This is a genomic window from Variovorax sp. TLI9-5A, from assembly GCF_056867935.1.
On record NZ_CP200310.1, the window covers coordinates 2,383,841 to 2,403,316 of the forward strand.

The following is a 19,476-nucleotide window of genomic DNA, read 5'->3' on the forward strand; positions in this document are numbered from 1 at the left end:
GCGAAAGGAGTTGGGCACTCTAGGGTGCGATGCCTGCCCGGCGAACGAAGATTTGCGCGCTTCCTTATCCGCTGGCCGGATATGGGATGTCGGCCCGGTTCCGGCGGCCCGCGGCTTCAGGGCGAGAGGATCATCACCTTGCACTGGCTGGGCACGATCCGCATGCCCACCATGTTGCCCCGGTTCTGCGTGCTCAGGCTGGTCATGCGCGTGGCCGGCGTGCCCTTGACCAGCACGGTGAACGCCCCCGTCACGTGCCGCGACTGGCTCATGAAGGTCTGCGAGACGATGCCGCCGCCCGCGCCGGTGGTGTCGCCCAGCGTGATCGGCGTGGTGGTCGCCATGTTGTGCGCGGGCATGCACATGAAGAGGATGTTCCAGGCGTTCGGCACGGCCGTGGGGCCGAACGCCATGTTGGGGTATGGAATGGGCGCCATCGCGGCGGGCGGCGTCTTGCAGACGTCGGGAAAGGCGAGATCCATTCCCATCAGCTGGCAGTTGGCGAACATGGCGGTGCTCCTTTCGGCGATGTGGAGGGGGCGGGTCAGCCCATGTGGATCTGCGCGGCATCGACCTTGACGAGGTCGCTGGCCGTGACCACCGTGTGGCGGGCGTGCAGGCGTGCCGTGCCGCCGGCTTCGCAGTCGAGATGGCCGACGCGGACCTGCTCGGTCTCGTCCACCACGCGCAGCGCCCTGCGCGCCATCTGCACCACGCGGTCCGCCACCGATTCGAAGACCTGGCCGACCAGCCGCAGCCGGCCCACCGTGGCGTCGAGGGCCTCGCCGGTGAAGCGCATGTCGTCGACGCGGCACTGGCCGCTGTCGGCCTGGAGGTTCCATTGCGCGGCCCGCATCTGCAGTTCGGCGCCGCTGCTCAGCCGCAGGCCGCCCGGGCTCTCGATCGACAGCGCGCCGGCCGCATCGAGCCGGCTGACCGAACTGTCGGCCTGTTCGAGCACCGCGATCAGGTACACCCGGGCGCTGTCGGGGCCCGAGAGCAGCACGGTATCGCCCGCCTCGGGTCTCAGCAGGCAGCTGGCCGCGCGGCGGCAGCGCCAGGTTTCGCCGTGTTCGTCTTCCACCTCGAAGTTCGAATCGGGCAGCGAGACCGTCAAAAGGCCAACGAAATGGACCGGCGTGGCGGTCGCTGCGAGGCCGGGACGCAGTGGAACGACATTCATGGCTGATTCCTTATCGATGTTGGTTGGTGTGTTTCTCGAAAAAAGCGGGCTGTCGGGGGAGCGGGATTCAGTGCGGGCCGGACCAGGCCTGCGCCTTGAAGAGTTCGGGCTCGTTCTCGATGATTCCGGCGCGGCTGGAGAACCGGGCGCCTTCCTGCTGCGCACGATGCAGGCGGGTGCGCAGGAATTGCGCGCCGCCGAGGTCGGCGCCACGCAGGTCGGCATACGAAAGGTCGGCATCCTGCATCGCGGCATCGCGAAAGCTCGCGCCGGAGCAGCGTGCGCGGTGGAACATGCAAAGCGGCAGGCGGGCTCCCGAGAAGTCGGTGCCTTCCAGCAGGGCCTGTGCCCAGATCGACTGGTCAAAGCGCGCACCGCTGCAGTCGGCGTCGCCGAGGTTGGCCTCGGGGAACAATGCCTGGCATGCATCCGCGTTCGAGAAATTCGCCCGTTTCAGCGTCGCGCCCTTGAAGTTGGCCTGAGTGAGCGTGGCGCCGCTGAAGTCGGCGCCGTCCAGTAGGCTGTCGGTGAACTGGCACATGGGCAGCGAAAGGCCCGCGAAGCACTGGCCGCTCAGGTCGCATTCCAGGAACATCGCGTTCATGGCCGACGCGCCCTGGAAGACGGCAGTCCTCAGGTCGAGCCGAAGGAAGGTCACGTAGGCCAGCACCGCGCCGCTGAAATCGGCCTGCCCGAGCTGCGACTCGATGAAGCTCGCCCGTTCGAAGCGGGACGATCCCAGCCGGCTTTCAGTCAGTTCGCAGCGAAAGAACCTTGCGAGGTCGAGCCTGGCCTGCGCGAAGCTGGCCCGCGCCGCATGGCATTCGGCGAAAGAGGCCGCTTCCAGCTCGGCGGCCTCGAACCGTGCGGCATCCATGCGGCTGCGGAAGAACTGCACTTCCTTCAGGCGAGCGAAGGAGAAGTCGCAGCCCGACAGCGTGCAATGCGACAGCGAGCTGCCCTCGAGGTTGGCGTGCGAGAAGTTCGCGCCGCCGAAGTCGACGTCGTCCATCATCGCGCCCGAGAGATCGAGGCCGCTCAAGTCCCATCCCCTGCAGTCGGCGCTGCCGACCTGGATGCCGTGGCGGACCTTGTCGACGAGTTCATCGCGGGTCATTCGGCGGCAGGAGCGCGTCGCGCGGGCAAGGTTCGGGCATGCCGCGTGTAGGCGCCGAGCAGATGGGTGGTGCCGTCGATCAGGCTTTGCGACACGTCGGTGCGGAACAGGTTGGCGCCGCTCAGGTCTGCCTGCGTGAAGACGGCCTTGGAGAAGTTGGCATCGATGAGGTTGGCGCCGCGCAGGGTGGCGCCGGTGAGGTCGGCGCGCACGAAGAGGCTTTCGCCGGCGATGAGCCGCTCCATGTTGGCCTCCTGCAGCGCGCATTCGGAGAAGTCGCAGTTGTCCAGGCACGCCTGCGCCAGGTCCGCGCGCGTCAGCGGCGTGGTGCGCAGCCCGCATTGCTTCAGCACGCAACGGCGCAGGACGGCTCCTGCGAGCGTGCTGCCGTGCGCGAAGCTGCAGGCGTCGAGCCGCGCGTCGGAGAAGTCGGCCGACTGGCTGCAGTCGGTGGTGACGAAGCCGCAGCGCACCAGCGACGCGTTGACGAAACGCACGTCCGCCAGCGTGCATTCGAGCCACACCACTTGCTGGAAAGAGGCGCCGTCGAAGGCGATACCGTTCATGCGCAGCTTCGTCAGGAACACCTGGTGCCAATCGGAGCCGCGGAAGTCGCATTGGCTCATCTCGCTCTCGGCCAGGCGCGTCTGGTCGAGCGTGGTGTTGGCCATGTTGCATGACATGAAGCGCGCCTTTTCGCAGTTGGTCCCGCTCAAGTCGGCACCGGAGAAGTCCGTGTACTCGCATTGCGCGCCGCCGAGGTTGGCGTTGCGCAGGATCGCGCCAGGCGCCGAGGCGCGAGAAAGCCGGGCGCGCGCCAGCACCGCGCCATCGAAGTTGGCGTTCGCGAGCAGGGCTCCCTCGAGGTTGGCGTCTTCGAGGGCGGCGCCGGAAAAATCCGCGCCGCTCAGGTCCATGCCCGAGAGATCGGCACCGACGAGCCGCATGCCGCGGAAATCGCGCTCGCCGGGAGCGGCCGCCGCCAGTTGCCGCCGCAGCTTCGCCGAGCGGAACGAGGGCATGGGCGGCGCGGGGTCGAAGAGGTGGGCGCCGTGGAGGTAGCCCTGCCTGATCTGCACCGTCATCCGCTCCCTGGTTCCGGCGGGCATGAGTGCAGGGGCAGGGTCCGGGGTGGCTGGCGAGGAGGACGGCGTGGCCGCGAGCTGTTCCAGCTGCCTGATGAGCGCATCCGGATCGAAGCGCTGCGGCTGCTCGCGGCTCTTGTGGAGCAGGGCGGGGTCGATCTCGTCTTCCTGCCTGCGGCGCATCCGCGCGCTTTCCGCCTCGAGTCTGCTTCGGGTTTCCATCATCTCTCCCTGCATGCGCTCGAAATGCCCGGGCACGTCGTCGAAGGGCAGCGGTGCGGCCGGGGGCAGGGGGGCCGGCAGGTATTTGTCGGGGTCCACGCCCAGTGCGATGAGTTCTGCGCGCCGTTTCTCGTGTTCGCGCAGTTGCCCGGCACGGAGGTTGCGCACCAGCGGCCGCTGCATCGGGTCGGGGGCGTCGAGGACGCTCCAGCCGCCGAGGATCTCTTTCGGCGCAAGGTCGCTGTCGCGAAAGGCGAGCAGGCCGCCGCGGGCGGTGTCCAGCCGCTGGAGCAGCACCGACTGGTAGTGCTCGGCTGTGCGCGGCTGCCGAGGTAGTTCCAGCGCCGGCATGATGTGCCGCACATCCGCCGCGTCGTCCTCGCGCACCGGCAGCACGCCGTGCCAGACGAGCGCCACGCGTTCGCGATGCGGAAAGAACCAGGCGGTGGTCAGCCGCAGGGCGATTTCGCGCAGCCCGTTGCCGTCCTTGTCGAAGCTCGCGAAGCAGCGCGCGCGCCAGTCGGGCAGGGTGCCGGCGAGCACCGGCTTCTCCGGGTGCATGTTGAGGATCTCGTAAGGAGCGCCGGGCGGCAGTTCCTGCAGGGCCGGCCAGCGCTGGTCTTCGGGCGCGGCATTGAAGAAGCGCCAGTCCATGTCCGGGGCGAAGCCGGGGAAGTGCCTCTCCAGCCAGTGCTGCCCGTAGCTGCTGCCCATGAGGGTCATGCGCCGAGGGCTATCGATGGGCACCGGGCCGAAGCTGGCGGGCGCCACCTCCTGTCCGCGCGAGCGCACCCGCCCGTGAACGGCTTCCACGTTCGGCGCGCGGCGGGTGTGCACGCCGTTGATCGTCTCGTCGAGCGCGCCGATGCCGCCCGGGTTTTCCGGCACGTCCTGCCCGCCATAGGCATGCGCCCAGTCCAGCGGCATCGCCTCGAAGGGCTGCGGCGCGCTCAGGCGGCCGTCGAGCCAGTAGCGGTCGCCGGATACGTGCAGGGATTTCTCCAGGCCGGCGACACGCAGGCGCACGGCGCACTCGGTCTTGTCCTGCTGGTGACGGGTGTATGCGTGGCCGCTCGCGAGCACTTCCGGCATGCACTTGGGCACGCCCATGTCGAACACGCCCATGCCACCGATTTCCTCGCTGACGGTCTGCCACAGCTCCTGGTCGGCCATGAGCTTCGGCTGCGCTTCCAGGCTGGCGAGCGCCGTGACGGCCACGCCGAGCTGGTCGACGCCCTGCCAGCGATACGGGCGGGTGAGGATGCCAAGGCGCAAGGGCTTGACGGTCTTCATCGGCCGGCGGCCTCCGGGGATGGGCGAGGGCGGGTGAGGTCGTCGCCGTGGTGGGCCGGGGAGCCGCCGCGGCGCTCGAGCACGACTTCGCGGCTCACCGGGTCGAAGCGCACCGCGACGGTCTTTCCGGCCGCGTGGTCGGGCAGGTCGGGCAAGGCGATGGCGGTGGTCTGGTCGACGTCGAAGGCCTCGCTGCCTGCCGTGGCCTGCACGTGAAGATGCAGCTTCGCGATCGCCCACGTGGTGCCTTCGCCCGAGCGGCGCTGGCCGGTGTCGCAAAGGGAGATCACCAGCGCCATGGCGGGCACGCCGTTCGCGAGGACGCCGGCAGCCCTGCGCGTGCGCGCGAGCCTGGCGGCGTGCCGCCGGCGTTCGCGCACGAGCGTGACACACAGGGTGAACGCCAGCCAGGCAAGCAGCGGTGCCAGCACCCACCAGATCGTGAAGGAGACATCCGGCATCCGGCCTGGTGCTCAGCCGAAGAGCACGAAACCCTTGAGCGCGCCCCAGAAGCCGCCGGCGTGCTCCTCGGCCACCACGTTCGAGAAGCTCACGGAGCCGAAGTTGGCCTGGTGCGCATACATGTTCATGATCTGCGCGGTGGCGTCCATCTTCTTGATGTTGCTCGTGAGCGTGAGGCCGGCATTGCTGTTGTTCACGCCATAGGTCGCGCTCGACAGGCCGGTGGCCGTCACCGCGGTCGGCGACCAGTCCCACAGCAGCACGCGGTTCACGCGCTTGACGTGGTTGCCCTCGAAGGTGAAGTCGCCGCTGGCCTTGATGTCGACGTCGCCCGCCGTGGCCTCGATCGTCACCTTCTGCGCCTTGCCGTGGTAGTTGCCGGCCGATACGGTCGAGTTGTGGTCGCCCGTCTCGATGGTTTCCTCCAGGCCTCCCTTGATGCTGTCCTTGCCGCCGCCGCCCGCGACGGTGCGCTGCCAGCCGGTCTGGTAGGTTTCCTGCCGGTTGCCGGCGAGCGTCTTCAGTACCGAGTTGCCGGTGTGGATCTCCTCGTCCATGCCCTCCTTCACGTCCACGAGCAGTCCCTTGTCGAAGGTTTCGTGGCGCAGGCCCGCGTTGACGACGACTTCCGACTGGCCGCTGAGCACCGTCTCCTTCGAACCGAGCTTGGTGGTGGTCTCGATGCGGTTGTCGAAGAAATGCTCGGTGAGCGCGCCCGATACGGTGAGCTTCGAGCCGTTGCGGTACTCGGCGGTGTCCTTCTGCTTGACGATGGTGTCGCGGGTGCGGTCGACGGTGAGGGTGTCGGTCTTCAGCACGTGGGTGTTGCGATGGCCGTCGATGGTCTCGGTTTCGTCGTTCTCGACGTGGATCCTCAGGTCGTTCTCCACGTCGATCTCGAAGTCCTTCTCGGCGTGGATTCGCACCAGCTCGCAGCCCGGCGCGTCGTCGAGGATGAATTCGTTGGCGTTGGTGGCCGAGCCGTCCCTGCTGCGGCTGACGAAGCCGCTGACCGTGACGTTGGCCGGCAGCTCCAGCGGCGGCATCTGGTCGGCGTTGTAGACGCGGCCGATGATGATCGGCCGGTCGGGGTGTCCCCCGATGAAGTCGACCACCACCTCCTGGCCCCGGCGCGGATGGTTCACGGCGCCGTAGTTCGAGCCGGCCCATGCGCTGGAGACGCGCACCCAGCACGAGCTGTTCTCGTCGCTCTTGCCGTAGCGGTCCCAGCGGAACTGCACCTTCACGCGGCCGTACTGGTCGACCCAGAACTCCTGTCCCGCCTTGCCCACCACGGTGGCCGTCTGCGGGCCGTTGGCGCGCGGCATCGGCGTCACGCGGGGGGCGCGAAAGGCGCAGCTGGCGGGCTGCACTGCGAAGTCGAAGCTGTAGGAGCCGGGCTCGCTGCCGCTCGCGTAGCCTCCCTCGCGCAGCGCATAGGAGACAGACACCACGAGGTACTCGCGGTTGTCGTCTTCGCGCGGGCAGTTTTGCATGGTGAAGCGATAGCCGGGCGCCATGCCACGCACGTTGGTATGGCCGGTGTCGCGCTCGGCCTGGGCCTGCGCCTCCTCGAGGCGGATGCGCGCGTAGCGCTCACCCTGCTCGGACTCGCTGAAGCCGCCGAGCCATTCGTACATCTCGTACTGGCCGTGATCGCCGCCGCGAGGCTGGTTTCGCACGTTCATGAGGTCGGCGCGCGGCTTCTTGAAGTCGAAGTCATCCACCACGTAGCTGCCAGGACGGATTTCCTCCGTGACCTGCCACTGGTCGATCACTTCCTGGAACGGCGCGAGGTCGCGGTCGGTGGCGAGATAGCTGATCTTCGGATAGGCCGGCAGGGGTTCGTGCGCGCCGATGTCGTCGGCCAGCACCAGCGTGTGCTGGTTCCTGTCGTGCCTGAAGAAGTAGTAGATGCCTTCGTGCTCCATCAGCCGGCTGACGAAGGCGAAGTCGGTTTCCTGGTACTGCACGCAGTACTCCCACTGCCGGTAGCTGCCGCTGAGCCTCTTCTCGAAGGCGAAGCCGTAGTCGGCGAACACCTCCTCGAGAATCTCGACCACCGACTTGTTCTGGAAGATCTTGCAGTCGCTGCTGCGCGTGAGATACCAGAGCCAGGGCCGCACGCTCGCGCGGTAGACGATGTGGCGCGAGGTGTCGCCTTCCTTGCCGATCATCGTGAAGCGAACGATCTGGCCGTTGAGAAAGCGCGGTTCCCCGGCCGTCTGCATCTCGAGCGCGAGGGGCTTTCCGAGCACGGCCTTCATGTCGATGGACATGCTCGGGCTCAGCAGGTCGACTTCGAACTCGAAGAGTTGCGACAACCCCTCCGTACCGCGCATGGAGCGGAACATGAGTTGCTCTTCGCCCAGTGGCGTGTGCGCGCGTACGACTCTGGTCATTCGAGGACTCCCTTTCGCTCAAGAACACCCAAGACGTGCTGGCTGCACCAGCATCGACCACCGCGCGTGCACCCGCAGGCCGTGTTTGCGAACTTAGGTGTGAAACGTTTGCTCGCCTGGGCGCGCGAGCGCACCACGGTCTGCCTCATCGTTGTGCCAACGAAGCGGCGTGAGGCTCTCTTTGCAAATAGCAGGCCAAGCAGCCGCGGCCGCGGCGGCCGCGATGTCGCGCCGCGCGTGCAGAAGGAAGAGAGTGGGAAGTGCCGGGCTGCAGCCGGCTTCTTCAGGCGATGAACTCTTCGATCATCCGCGCGACGATCCGCGGCTGGTCGTGGTGCAGCATGTGCCCTGCATCCTCGAGCCGCTCGACGCGCACGTTGCCGACCGACTTCAGCCGCTCGTGGAACTCGTCGAGCGTGTAGCGGTTCTTCCACCAGCCGTGCAGGCTGTCGTCGGAGGCCTCCACCATCAGCAGCGGTGCGGTGATGCGCGCATAGAGCGCCAGCGTCTCGTCGACACGGAAGATGTGCGCGTTGACGATCTTGTGCGCCGCCTCGCCGAGGATCTGCCAGCGCTCGCTGCCGTCGGGCTGCGCGTGGTTCACCGACCAGTGGCTGGCGAGCCACGCGGCCTTGTCGGGTGTGAGGCGCGGGTTGGTCTTCATGAGGCGGCGGGCCACGCCGTCCACGGCCGAGTAGCCGGCCAGCGCCATTTCGCCGCGGTGCAGGCGCTTGAGCTCGTCGATCCACTGGCCGTAGCGCGCGGGCGCTTCGTCGGGCTTGCGCGCGGGCATGCCGAAGCCTTCGAGGTTGACCAGGCGGCGGATGCGCTGCGGCCGCACGCCGGCGTAGTGCATGGCGACGTTGCCGCCCATGCTGTGGCCGACGAGGTCGATCTGCCGGCCGCCTTCTCCATCCGGGCCTTCGCCGGCGTAGTGGTCGAGCAGCCATTCGAGGTCCGCCAGGTAGTCGGCGAGCCAGTAGTTGTCGACGCCGCCGCCGTCGGTGAGGCCGAAGCCGCGCCAGTCGGGGGCGATGATGAAGCGGTCTTCCTCCATCGCGTCGACCACGAACTGCCACGACGCCGCCACGTCCATCCAGCCGTGCACCAGCACCAGCGGCGGACGGGCGTCCGAAGGCTGGCCCCACAGCCGCACGTGGTAGCTGAGGTTGCGCACGGGCACGAATTCGCTGCGGGAGGGGCGGAGGGCTTGGTACATGGGCGTCGATGATAAGGAGGCCTTTGTACTGACGCAGTCCGCCACACGACAGCTTGCCGGCAGGCCGCGCGGCGCTCGGGTTTTGGCGCGGCGGCCGGCGGGCCGCGAGACGGGGCGGTAGCATCCCCCGCATGAAAAAGATCCAACTCGGTCAGAGCGACCTGCACGTCACCCCGATCTGCCTCGGCACGATGACCTTCGGCGAACAGGTCGACGAACCCACCTCCCATGCCATCCTGAGCCGCTCGCTGGAGCGGGGCGTCGACTTCATCGACACCGCCGAGATGTACTCGGTGCCCACGCGCAAGGAAACCTACTCCCTCACCGAGACCATCATCGGCAACTGGTTTGCCGCCAACCCCGGCGCGCGCCAGAAGCTGGTGGTCGCGACCAAGGTGGCCGGCCCCTCGCGCGGCATGCCCTGGGTGCGCGAAGGCAGCGGCATGACGGCCGCCGACATCGAGGCCTCGTGCAACGCCAGCCTGAAGCGGCTGCGCACCGACGTCATCGACCTCTACCAGATCCACTGGCCCGAGCGCCACGTGCCGCTTTTCGGCAACATCTACTACGACCCGGCCAAGGAAACCTCGAAGACCTCCATCCATGAGCAGCTCGAAGCGCTGGGCAAGCTGGTGAAGGCGGGCAAGGTGCGCGCCATCGGCCTGTCGAACGAAACGCCCTACGGCGTGCACGAGTTCGTGCGGCTCGCCGAACAGCACGGCCTGCCGCGCGTGGCGACGGTGCAGAACGTGTACAGCCTCATCAGCCGCGGCTACGAGAACGGGCTGGACGAAACCATGCACCGGCTGGGCGTGTCGCTGCTGGCGTACTCGCCGCTGGCCTTCGGCCTGTTGACCGGCAAGTACGACCAGAGCGGCATCGAAGGGCCCGATGCGCCCAAGGGTGCGCGCATCTCCAGCTACGAGTCGGTGCGCAAGCAGCGCTGGGGCCGCCCCGATTCGCTGCGCGCCGCCAGGCGCTACAACCAGCTCGCCCGCGACAACGGCCTGACGCCCACGCAGCTGGCACTGGCCTTCTGCTACACGAAGTGGCAGGTGGCGAGCACGATCATTGGCGTGACCTCGCTGGCGCAGCTGGAAGAAGACCTGGACGCGTACGGCACCACGCTGTCGCCGGAAGTGCTGGCGGAGATCGACAAGATCCGCTGGGAAATCCGCGATCCGGCCGCCTGATTCATCAGCGCGCGCACTCGCCGTTCGCGGCGGCCAGGGCGAGCGCGGGCAGGCTCAGCAGGCCCATGCCGCCGCCCTTGAATTCGCCCTTCCTGCAGTCGCCGTGAGCGGCGTTTGCGACGCCTGAGCTCAGGCGCGAATCGAAGGCGAAGGCGGAGCGCGAATTGCCGTTGATGTCCTGACCGGCTCGATCGGCGAAGGAGCGTTCGCGGCCGATGTCGCGCAGGGCGCGGCGGGTGCTTTCCGAATGGAGGATCAGCGGCGGCGCGGGTGCATCGCTCGCGGCTTGCGATGGCGCAGCGGTGGCGGAGGGTGCTTCGGGCGCGGCGATCGATCTGCTGCGAACGGATTGCGGCGAGCGCCCGACGGCCGGGCGCGGCGACGATGCTGCCTCTTTGCGTGGCGCCGGATCCACTTTTGCGGGAGGCTCCGCTCGCACCATCTGCACGGCGATGCGTTTCGCCGCACCGGCAATGCGCCCATGGGGCTTCGTGGCGATCACCAGAAACCAGAGCACCGCCGCGTGCATTGCGGCGACCGCCAGCACGAGCGCCATGAGAGCGCGGCGGCGCAGCGGGTGGAACGGAATCGCGTCCGCCGGGGCTGGCGTATGCTGCATGGCTCGACCGGAATTCAATGTGGTGCGGCAGATTCTTGCTGCGGTGCACCAGGTTTTCTGAAGTGATCCTGAATCCGAAATTGCCACCCAGATGGCCAAGAAGAACACCCACACCTCCGAGACGCCCGCCACGCAACTGCTGCGCGCGCACAAGATCGTATTCACCGAGCACCCCTACGAATACGTCGAGCACGGCGGCGCGCAGCGCGGTGCCGAGATGCTGGGGCTGGACCCGTTCACCGTCATCAAGACGCTGGTGATGCAGGACCAGGACGCCAGGCCGCTGATCGTGCTGATGCACGGTAACCGCACGGTGTCGACCAAGAATCTCGCGCGCCAGATCGGCGCCAAGTCGGTCGAGCCCTGCAAGCCCGAGGTTGCGCAGCGGCACAGCGGCTACATGGTGGGTGGCACCTCGCCCTTCGGCACGCGGCGCGAGATGCCGGTGTACGTGGAGTCGAGCATCCTGGAGCTGCCGCGCATCGTGCTCAACGGCGGGCGGCGCGGCTACCTGATCGGCATCGATCCGCAGGTGTGCGTGGCGCTGCTGGGCGCGAAGCCCGTGCAATGCGCGCTGGCAGAATAGCCGCCGCCATGGCGACATCACCGTCTTCGTCCTCTTCCGACTTCTTTCCTCCGCTCTGTCCCGCCAACGAAGGCGGCGGGCCGTCGTTCGAAGTCGAGTTCAACGATGGCAAGAAGGACTGGACCGAGGTTTTCGACCTCACCGAACTGCTGTTCGAAACGCTGGAGGCACGCGGCCACGAGCCGGTGCGTGAGCGCGAAAGCTGGCTGCGGCTGCCCGAGAGCGGTCTCTGGCTCTGGCCGCAGATCACCAGCTATTGGGCCAACAGCGACGGCAGCGTGCGCACCAGCAGCACGATCGAGGTGGCGCATGCCGAGCTGCTGCCGAAGGGCCTGTTCGAATACCAGCATTCGGTCGGTGCCGGCATCGCCGCCTCGCTGACCCGGGGCTTCGATCTCTGGGCGCAGGTCGATCTGGTCGTCTTCCTCGATGCGCTGTCCGCCGATGCGGCTGGCCTGGACCACTGCACCTCGATGCAGATGAACTGGGAAGCGAAGGAGGCCGAAGGGCGCCCGGCGCGCGAGCGCCGCGTGCTCTTCGGGCCGGTCGCGCACCAGCATGCGAAGGAGGCGACCGAGGAGGAAGAACATCCGTTCTGCCCCTGCTGCCTCTTCACCAATACCTGGGACGCGTTCAAGCCGCAGATCGAGTCGGACGGCCTCTACGGCGTGCGGCTCTATGCCGCGCGCGACGCCGAGGGCGAAGTGCAGGCCGACTGCCGCATCAACGGCGAGGACTGGCCCGCCGGCGCCGACGCGCTGCGCGCCTACGCGGCGCAGTGGCCCGACCGGGGCTTCGAGTTCCGCAAGCAGTACGTCGTGATCCAATCGCCGCCCGGGGCGCCGGGCGCCTGATCCGATACGCCGAACACACAACAACAACCATCATCCCCCGCGGAGTGCCGTCTTGAGCTTCACCTTGCCTTCCATCATTGCCATCGTGGCGTCGTACCTGATCGGCTCGCTTTCGTTCGCGGTCATCGTCAGCAAGGCGCTCGGCATGGCCGACCCGCGCAGCTATGGCAGCAAGAACCCCGGGGCCACCAACGTGCTGCGCTCGGGCAACAAGGGCGCGGCGCTCGCCACGCTGCTGCTCGACGCGCTCAAGGGCTGGGTGCCGGTTTTTCTGATCCACCAGTTCGGCGCGCGGTGGGGACTGGGGGAGGGCGTTGCAGCCGTGGCCGGCGTGGCCGCGTTCCTCGGCCACCTGTACCCGGTGTTTTTCGGTTTCCAGGGCGGCAAGGGCGTGGCCACGGCCGCCGGCGTGCTGGTGGGCATCGCGCCCTGGCTGGGGCTGGCCACCGGCGCCACTTGGCTGATCATTGCCGTCTTCTTCCGTTACTCGTCGCTGTCCTCGCTGGTGGCCGCTTTCTTCGCGCCGGCCTACTATCTGATCGGCGGCGGCATCGCCTGGCCGCTCGACCGCACGGCGCTGGTCGCGATCATCGTCATGAGCCTGCTGCTGATCTGGCGGCACCGCGAGAACATCCGCCGGCTCGCGGCCGGCACGGAGTCGAAGCTCGGCTCCAAGAAGAAACCCAGCTGAACCCGAATAGAAGGAACACGATCCATGGCTTCCATCACCCGCTACCACGTCGGCCCGCGTCTTTCGGAGACAGCGGTGCACAACGGCACCATCTACCTCGCGGGCCAGGTGCCCGACGACACCACGCAGGACATCCGCGGCCAGACCACGCAGGTGCTGGGCATGGTCGACCGCCTGCTGGCCGAGGCCGGCAGCGACAAGTCGCGCATCCTCATGACGCAGATATTCCTGGCCGACATCAACGACATCACGGCCATGAACGAGGTGTGGGACGCCTGGATTCCGGCCGGCAACACGCCGCCGCGCGCCACCGTGCAGGCCAAGATGGCCAACACGGCCTACAAGATCGAGATCGTGGTGACGGCCGCCCAGGCCTGAAGCTCAATAGCGTTTTTCGAGGACCATCTGGTCCGCGTCGCGGCGCATAGAGAAACGGTTGATGAAGCTGTTGCCCAGCAGCACGAAGGGCATGGCCTGCTGCGAGACGATGGCGTCGATGTCGTACACCTCCACGTCGCCCACGCGCACCGACTGCAGGCGCAGCCTGTAGCCGGTGGTGGTGCCGTTGGCGGTGTTCATCAGCACGCGCTGGCCCTTGCTGTAGTCCAGGCCGATGCGCTGGGCATCGTCGGCCGACAGCGCGATGGCCGTCGCGCCCGTATCCAGCATGAAGGTGACCGGCCGGCCGTTGATGGCGCCCTGCGTCATGAAGTGCCCGCGGCTGTCGGCCGGCAGCACGATGCGGCTGCCGCCGCCTCCGCCACCACCTCCGCCGCCGCCGATGCTCACCGGCGTGTCCATGCGCAGGTTGACGCGCTTGCCCTCGAGCTCGACCACGGCCTGCTCGGCCTGCAGCGAGATCAGCTTCACACCCTGGTAGCTCTCGCCGACCGCCACGGTCTTGGGCGGATTGCCGTTCACGATCAGGATCGCGCGGCTGCCGATGCTGCCGGTCAGGGTGACCGAGCCGGCCGCGTGCGCCACGGCGGCGGCAGCCAGGAGCTGCGCTGCGACGACGAGGGCTTTCATGGGGGCGGTGTCCGCTCAGTCGCGAAAGTTGTTGAAAGTGAGCGGCATGTCGGGCACGTCTTTCTTGATCAGTGCCATCGCCGCCTGCAGGTCGTCGCGCTTGGCGCCGGTGATGCGCACCGCGTCGCCCTGGATCGCGGCCTGCACCTTGAGCTTGCTGTCCTTGATGACGCGGGTGATCTTCTTGGCCTGCTCGCTCTCGATGCCGTTCTTGATCTTGATGACCTGCTTGACCTTGTCGCCGCCCATCTTCTGGACGTCGCCCTTGTCGAGGAAGCGCACGTCGACGCTGCGCTTGGTGAGCTTGTTGCGAAGGATGTCTTCGACCTGGACGAGCTGGAACTCGGCGTCGCCGATCATCGTGATTTCCTTGTCCTTGAGCTCGACGGCGGCGGCCGTGCCCTTGAAATCGAAGCGCGTGGCGATTTCCTTGGCGGTGTTCTCGACTGCGTTCTTCACTTCGGGAAGGTTGGGTTCGCAGACGGTATCGAAGGACGGCATGGACTCTCTCCTGAATTCTTCACGGGTGCAGATGCGACAATTCTCCCATGATCGTGGAGTCCAACGTCCCGCTGCAGCCCTACAACAGCTTCGGCATCGTCGCGCGCGCGCAGCACCTGGCGCGCATTGCCGGCGAGGCCGATCTGGCCGCGCTGCGCGACGATCCGGCATGGCGCGACGCGCCCCGTTTCGTGCTGGGCGGCGGCAGCAACATCGTGCTGACGGGCGACGTGAAATCGCTGGTGCTGAAGGTCGAGATCAAGGGCCTGCGGCTGCTGGAAGAAACGTCCCGCGCCTGGATCGTGGAAGCCGGTGCCGGCGAAACCTGGCATGACGCCGTCGAATGGATGGTGCGCAACGGCTATCCGGGGCTGGAAAACCTGGCGCTGATCCCGGGCACCGTCGGCGGCTCGCCGGTGCAGAACATCGGCGCCTACGGCGTCGAGCTGCAGGACCGCTTCGATTCGCTGGACGCCTTCGACTGGGAAACCGGCCGCAGCTTCAGCCTCGACGCGGCCCAGTGCGCCTTCGGCTATCGCGATTCGGTCTTCAAGCATGCGCGCAGCAGCCCGAACGACTTCGGCCTGGCGGGCAGGGCGGTGATCACCCGGGTGCGCTTTCGGCTGCCCAAGCCATGGAAACCAGTGGTCGGCTATCTCGACCTCGAGCGCAAGATGGAGGAAACCTCCAACTTCACGCCGAGCGCCCAGGACATCTTCGACTGGATCTGCGCCATCCGCCGCGCCAAGCTGCCCGACTGGCGCGTGCTGGGCAACGCCGGCAGCTTCTTCAAGAACCCGACGGTCACGCCCGAGCAGTGCGCCGACATCATCGCGCGCGACCCGAAGATCGTTCACTACCCGATGGATGACGGCAGCATCAAGCTGGCGGCCGGCTGGCTCATCGACGCCTGCGGCTGGAAGGGCAAGTCGGTGGGCAATGCCGGCGTGTACGAGCGGCAGGCGCTGGTGCTGGTCAACCGCGGCGGCCGCGAGAACCCGGTGACGGGCGGCGAGGTGATGACGCTCGCCAAAGCCATCCAGACCAGCGTTTACGAGCGCTTCGGCATCCGGCTGGAGCCGGAGCCGGTGGTGGTCTGACGGCATGGATCTCGACTTCCTGCACCTGAATTTCCGCCGCCGCATCGGCGCCCTGGTGTGGGCCCGCCGTGCAGTGCCTGTGGTCGCGCTGCTGGCGCTCGTTCTCGGAACGCGCCGCTGGGGCTCGATGGTGGCGGTGATCGTGGTGGCGCTGCTGTTCGCGGCGGTGCTCAAGTTCCTCGAAACCAGTCTGCGGCGCCAGTTCATCCGCGAGGCACGGCTGCCGCCCTTCCTGGTCGGCAAGCTGTGCCAGGCGCATCCGCAGCTCAGCCGGCGCGACGCCGAACTGGTGCTGCGCGGCCTGCGCCAGTTCTTCATGGCGCACCTGCGCAGCGACCGCAAGTTCGTGGCCATGCCCTCGAAGGTGGTCGACACGGCCTGGCACGAGTTCATCTTGCACACGCAGGGCTACCAGAACTGGTGCAAGGCGGCCTTCGGCGGCATGCTGCACCACAGCCCGGCCGAGGTGCTTGGCAGGGACGCCAAGCGCAACGACGGCCTGCGCCGCACCTGGTACTGGGCCTGCAAGGAAGAGAGCATCGATCCGCGCAAGCCCGCGCGGCTGCCGCTGCTGTTCGCGCTGGACATCAAGTTCGCGATCGAAGGCGGCTTTCACTACATACCCGACTGCCGGGCGGTCGAGCGGCACATCGGCTCGGATGCCCACTGCGGCACCAGCTTCGGCGATTCATCGTCGGACGGTGGCAGTTCGGGCGATGCCGGCGGCTTCGGCGGGAGCGAGTCGTCGAGCAGCGGCGGCGATGGCGGCTCCGGTGATGGAGGCTCGTCCGACGGCGGCGGCGGGTGTGGAGGCGGCTGCGGCGGAGGTGGCGGGGACTGAAGCCCACGCATCACCCATGAAAAACGGGCCCCGAGGGGCCCGTTTTCATTGGAGGCCGTGATGGCCGTCGATCAGCTCGCGTCGCCGTCGTTCGCCAGCTTCGGCAGCGCAGCGCCTTCGTTCGGCGACAGCAGGCCGACTTGCGTGTAGATGCCCAGCTTCTCGCGCGTGTCGGCGATGTCCAGGTTGCGCATCGTCAGCTGGCCGATGCGGTCCAGCGGCGTGAACGCGCCTTCGACCTTTTCCATGCTCAGGCGCTCGGGCTTGTAGGTGAGGTTGGCCGACTCGGTGTTCATGATCGAGTAGTCGTTGCCGCGGCGCAGCTCGACCGTCACCTCGCCGGTGATGGCACGCGCCACCCAGCGCTGTGCCGTCTCGCGCAGCATGATGGCCTGCGGGTCGAACCAGCGGCCCTGGTAGAGCAGGCGGCCCAGCTTGCGGCCGTTGTCGCGGTACTGCTCGATGGTGTCTTCGTTGTGGATGCCGGTGACCAGGCGCTCGTAGGCGATGAACAGCAGCGCGAGGCCGGGAGCCTCGTAGATGCCGCGGCTCTTGGCTTCGATGATGCGGTTCTCGATCTGGTCGCTCATGCCCAGGCCGTGGCGTCCGCCGATGCGGTTGGCTTCGAGGATCAGTTCGACCAGGTTCGAGTAGCGCACACCGTTCAGCGCGACCGGCACGCCTTCCTCGAAGCGCACCGACACGGTCTCGCGCTTGACCTCGACCTCGTCCTTCCAGAAGGCCACGCCCATGATGGGCTGCACGATCTGGATGCCGCTGTTCAGGTGCTCCAGGTCCTTCGCTTCGTGCGTGGCTCCGAGCATGTTGGAGTCGGTGGAGTAGGCCTTCTCGGCCGACATCTTGTAGGCGAAGCCGGCCTTCTGCATGAACGCCGACATCTCGGCGCGGCCGCCCAGCTCGTCGATGAAGACCTGGTCGAGCCAGGGCTTGTAGATCTTGAGGGCGGGGTTGGTCAGCAGGCCGTAGCGGTAGAAGCGCTCGATGTCGTTGCCCTTGTAGGTGCTGCCGTCGCCCCAGATGTGGACGTCGTCTTCCTTCATGGCCGACACCAGCATCGTGCCGGTGACGGCGCGGCCCAGAGGCGTGGTGTTGAAGTAGGTGACGCCGGCGGTGGTCACGTGGAAGGCGCCGGCCTGCAGGGCTGCGATGCCTTCGTTGGCCAGCTGCGCGCGGCAGTCGATCAGGCGGGCGTTCTCGGCGCCGTAGAGCATCGCCTTGCGAGGGATCTCGTCGTAGTCGGGCTCGTCGGGCTGGCCGAGGTTGGCGGTGTAGGCGAAGGGAATCGCGCCCTTGTTGCGCATCCAGTGGAGCGCCGCGCTGGTGTCCAGGCCGCCGGAGAAGGCGATGCCGACCTTCTGGCCGGCGGGAACGTTTTGGAGGATGGTCGACATGATGGGAGTTCCGTTGGTGTTGGCGCGGTTCAATGGCTCATGGCTTTCGTGGCGCGGCTCTTTGCCCGGGATACCGTGGAACCGGCTTTGCCGGGCCACCGGTATCGCCCCCTGCAAGGGGGTGGGAGAAGCGACACGAAGTGCGCGAAGCCTGGGGGTTTACCCAAAATGACAGATGTAGCTGTAGGGCTCGCCCGTCACGCGGATCTTGAAGCTCGAGTTGCCGGGCACGTTGAATTTCTGGCCGGGGCCCGAGGCGACCCATTCGTCGGTGCCCGCGAGCTGGTATTCGCAGCTGCCGGCGGTGCCTTCCATGATCTCGGGAGCGCCGGTGTTGAAGGTGAGGGTGGACGGCAGGATCACGCCGACCGATTTCTTGGTGCCGTCCGCGAGCGTGAGGCTGTGGCTCACGCACTTGCCGTCGAAATACACATTGGCCTTGGTGGCCACTGCGGCGCTGTTCAGAGTGTCGGTAGTCGTCGTCATTGGGTGGCACCGGCGGTTGGCGACCGGCGAATCGAGGACGCACCGCACCTGCGGCGCACCCGTCAAGGGTTGGAAAAGTCCTCGATTTTAGGGGCTCGGGCGACGCGGGCCGCCGGCCGGGGGCTCAGCGGTGCCAGCCGCCGCGGTATCCGCCCCATCCGCGATAGCCGTAGCCACGGTAGTAGCCGCCACCCCAGCCGCGCGAATAGCCGAGGTTCAGCGAGATGCCCACGGGCGGGTAGGCGTAGGGATACGCATAGGGGTAGGTGTAGGCCGGCTCCACGTAGACGGGGGTGGGGTAGACGGGAGCGGTGTACACAGGGGCCGGCTGGTAGACCGGCGCGGGGGCGCTGGAGACGACGACGCCGGGCTCGGGCACCACGCTGTCCCAAGGCGAGCCGCCGGATTGCGGGGCGTAGCCGCCACCGTTGTTGGCTTCGACCGGGTAGGCCTGCAGTTGCGGCTGCGGCGCCACCGGGGAGGTCGTCACGCCCGTCACGCCATAAGCGCCGGCCTGGATCGCAATGGTCGCGCCGGGCCGGGTGTTCATGCGGGTGGTGTACTGGCGGCCGTTGTATTCGTACGTGACGTTGTAGTTCACGTCGCTGCCGGTCGTTTCGCGGATCGGAGTGGCGGATATCACCCGGGCCTGGACCACCTGGTTCTGCTGCGCATGAACGAGGCCGGTGCCGGCGGCCAGCATGCCGGCGACGGAAATGCCTGCGAGAGTGCGAAAAGTGCGGTTGTTCATGGTGTGTCTCTCCTGCGGATAGAGGTTCGACGCCGGGTGGCAGGTCGGGTTCCGGGATTTACAAGGCGTTGACAGCCCAGGCGTCCGCGTCGAATCCCGTCGTAACGGGCTTTTTGGCGCCCCAGTTGACCACCGGCCGCTTGATCAGGCTGGGGTTGGCCAGCAGCACGGCGCGGGCGGAAGCGGCGTCTGTCACGCCCTCGCGGGTGGCGTCGTCGAGCTTGCGCCAGGTGGTGCCCTTTCGGTTGACCAGGGCCTCCCAGCCGGGCTTCTTCAGCCACTGGTCGAGCTCGGCCTTGGGCACGCCCTGTTTCTTGAAATCATGGAAGGTGTATTCAACGCCGTGTTCGTCGAGCCAGGCGCGGGCGCGCTTGACGGTGTCGCAATTCGGAATGCCGTAGAGGGTTGTCATGGCCGCGATGATGCCCCG

At 67.4% G+C, this 19,476-nt stretch carries 21 protein-coding genes; 7 read left to right on the forward strand and 14 right to left on the reverse strand.

The annotated features are described in order from the left end of the window. Nucleotides 1-116: 116 nt before the first annotated feature. The 7 genes from AC1VNX_RS11455 to AC1VNX_RS11485 all read right to left on the reverse strand — a co-directional run bounded on the left by AC1VNX_RS11455 (nt 117) and on the right by AC1VNX_RS11485 (nt 8,983). Nucleotides 117-509 (reverse strand): DUF4150 domain-containing protein, encoded by a 393-nt coding sequence (locus AC1VNX_RS11455; protein WP_019658249.1) that lies wholly within the window; start codon nt 507-509, stop codon nt 117-119. A gap of 35 nt (nt 510-544) precedes the next feature. Next, nucleotides 545-1,183 carry a DUF3540 domain-containing protein gene (locus AC1VNX_RS11460; RefSeq protein ID WP_483156808.1) on the reverse strand — a complete coding sequence of 213 codons (639 nt, stop codon included), beginning with the start codon at nt 1,181-1,183 and terminating at the stop codon, nt 545-547. A gap of 67 nt (nt 1,184-1,250) precedes the next feature. After that, the gene (locus AC1VNX_RS11465; RefSeq protein ID WP_483156809.1) at nt 1,251-2,300 is read right to left on the reverse strand and encodes a pentapeptide repeat-containing protein; all 1,050 of its coding nucleotides are present in this window, start codon (nt 2,298-2,300) and stop codon (nt 1,251-1,253) included. After that, entirely contained in the window at nt 2,297-4,900 is a 2,604-nt protein-coding gene (locus AC1VNX_RS11470; RefSeq protein ID WP_483156810.1) for a DUF2169 family type VI secretion system accessory protein, read from the reverse strand. The genes AC1VNX_RS11465 and AC1VNX_RS11470 overlap by 4 nt, the downstream gene beginning before the upstream one ends. Further along, on the reverse strand, nt 4,897-5,361 hold the full coding sequence (locus AC1VNX_RS11475; protein WP_483156811.1) for a hypothetical protein: 465 nt from the start codon (nt 5,359-5,361) through the stop codon (nt 4,897-4,899). Before AC1VNX_RS11475 ends, AC1VNX_RS11470 begins: the two co-directional genes overlap by 4 nt. Before the next feature lie 12 nt (nt 5,362-5,373). Further along, complete coding sequence (locus AC1VNX_RS11480) at nt 5,374-7,764, reverse strand: type VI secretion system Vgr family protein (RefSeq protein ID WP_483156812.1); 2,391 nt, start codon at nt 7,762-7,764, stop codon at nt 5,374-5,376. Nucleotides 7,765-8,047: 283 nt separating this feature from the next. Next, nucleotides 8,048-8,983: an alpha/beta fold hydrolase gene (locus AC1VNX_RS11485; protein ID WP_483156813.1), complete on the reverse strand. Its 936-nt coding sequence runs from the start codon at nt 8,981-8,983 to the stop codon at nt 8,048-8,050. Nucleotides 8,984-9,114: 131 nt separating this feature from the next. On the opposite strand from AC1VNX_RS11485, the gene AC1VNX_RS11490 reads away from it, so the two are divergent. After that, on the forward strand, nt 9,115-10,176 hold the full coding sequence (locus AC1VNX_RS11490; RefSeq protein ID WP_483156814.1) for an aldo/keto reductase: 1,062 nt from the start codon (nt 9,115-9,117) through the stop codon (nt 10,174-10,176). A gap of 4 nt (nt 10,177-10,180) precedes the next feature. On the opposite strand, the gene AC1VNX_RS11495 is transcribed toward AC1VNX_RS11490, so the two are convergent. Further along, complete coding sequence (locus tag AC1VNX_RS11495; protein ID WP_483156815.1) at nt 10,181-10,795, reverse strand: hypothetical protein; 615 nt, start codon at nt 10,793-10,795, stop codon at nt 10,181-10,183. A gap of 91 nt (nt 10,796-10,886) precedes the next feature. Here AC1VNX_RS11495 and AC1VNX_RS11500 point away from each other — a divergent pair, with 91 nt between their 5' ends. The 4 genes from AC1VNX_RS11500 to AC1VNX_RS11515 are packed head-to-tail and all read left to right on the forward strand — an operon-like array spanning nt 10,887 to nt 13,304. Further along, nucleotides 10,887-11,381 carry an aminoacyl-tRNA deacylase gene (locus tag AC1VNX_RS11500; protein ID WP_301508621.1) on the forward strand — a complete coding sequence of 165 codons (495 nt, stop codon included), beginning with the start codon at nt 10,887-10,889 and terminating at the stop codon, nt 11,379-11,381. 8 nt (nt 11,382-11,389) lie between these two features. Further along, the gene (locus AC1VNX_RS11505; RefSeq protein WP_483156816.1) at nt 11,390-12,235 is read left to right on the forward strand and encodes a DUF6348 family protein; all 846 of its coding nucleotides are present in this window, start codon (nt 11,390-11,392) and stop codon (nt 12,233-12,235) included. A 52-nt stretch (nt 12,236-12,287) separates the two neighbouring features. After that, nucleotides 12,288-12,926, forward strand: a complete 639-nt coding sequence (plsY, locus tag AC1VNX_RS11510; RefSeq protein ID WP_483156817.1) for a glycerol-3-phosphate 1-O-acyltransferase PlsY — start codon at nt 12,288-12,290, stop codon at nt 12,924-12,926. A 24-nt stretch (nt 12,927-12,950) separates the two neighbouring features. Then, nucleotides 12,951-13,304, forward strand: a complete 354-nt coding sequence (locus AC1VNX_RS11515; protein ID WP_132802791.1) for a RidA family protein — start codon at nt 12,951-12,953, stop codon at nt 13,302-13,304. Between the two features lie 3 nt (nt 13,305-13,307). On the opposite strand, the gene AC1VNX_RS11520 is transcribed toward AC1VNX_RS11515, so the two are convergent. Both AC1VNX_RS11520 and AC1VNX_RS11525 read right to left on the reverse strand, forming a co-directional pair. Continuing rightward, nucleotides 13,308-13,955, reverse strand: coding sequence for a retropepsin-like aspartic protease family protein (locus AC1VNX_RS11520; protein ID WP_483156818.1), 648 nt, complete (start codon nt 13,953-13,955; stop codon nt 13,308-13,310). A gap of 15 nt (nt 13,956-13,970) precedes the next feature. Then, a complete protein-coding gene (locus AC1VNX_RS11525) occupies nt 13,971-14,456 on the reverse strand; it encodes a YajQ family cyclic di-GMP-binding protein (RefSeq protein WP_483156819.1) in 486 nt (161 codons plus the stop codon). Nucleotides 14,457-14,503: 47 nt separating this feature from the next. Between AC1VNX_RS11525 and murB the strand changes: the two genes are divergently transcribed. Both murB and AC1VNX_RS11535 read left to right on the forward strand, forming a co-directional pair. Continuing rightward, nucleotides 14,504-15,556: a UDP-N-acetylmuramate dehydrogenase gene (gene murB, locus AC1VNX_RS11530; RefSeq protein WP_483156820.1), complete on the forward strand. Its 1,053-nt coding sequence runs from the start codon at nt 14,504-14,506 to the stop codon at nt 15,554-15,556. A gap of 4 nt (nt 15,557-15,560) precedes the next feature. Then, nucleotides 15,561-16,397: a glycine-rich domain-containing protein gene (locus AC1VNX_RS11535; RefSeq protein WP_483156821.1), complete on the forward strand. Its 837-nt coding sequence runs from the start codon at nt 15,561-15,563 to the stop codon at nt 16,395-16,397. A 71-nt stretch (nt 16,398-16,468) separates the two neighbouring features. Here the strand turns inward: AC1VNX_RS11535 and argG are convergent, their stop codons facing one another. From argG to AC1VNX_RS11555, 4 genes are all read right to left on the reverse strand, one after another. Continuing rightward, the gene (gene argG, locus AC1VNX_RS11540; protein ID WP_483156822.1) at nt 16,469-17,809 is read right to left on the reverse strand and encodes an argininosuccinate synthase; all 1,341 of its coding nucleotides are present in this window, start codon (nt 17,807-17,809) and stop codon (nt 16,469-16,471) included. Between the two features lie 159 nt (nt 17,810-17,968). Continuing rightward, nucleotides 17,969-18,295: a pyrimidine/purine nucleoside phosphorylase gene (ppnP, locus tag AC1VNX_RS11545; RefSeq protein WP_483156823.1), complete on the reverse strand. Its 327-nt coding sequence runs from the start codon at nt 18,293-18,295 to the stop codon at nt 17,969-17,971. Between the two features lie 124 nt (nt 18,296-18,419). Next, entirely contained in the window at nt 18,420-19,046 is a 627-nt protein-coding gene (locus AC1VNX_RS11550; RefSeq protein WP_483156824.1) for a glycine zipper 2TM domain-containing protein, read from the reverse strand. Between the two features lie 58 nt (nt 19,047-19,104). Continuing rightward, entirely contained in the window at nt 19,105-19,458 is a 354-nt protein-coding gene (locus AC1VNX_RS11555; protein ID WP_483156825.1) for an ArsC family reductase, read from the reverse strand. Nucleotides 19,459-19,476: the final 18 nt, after the last annotated feature.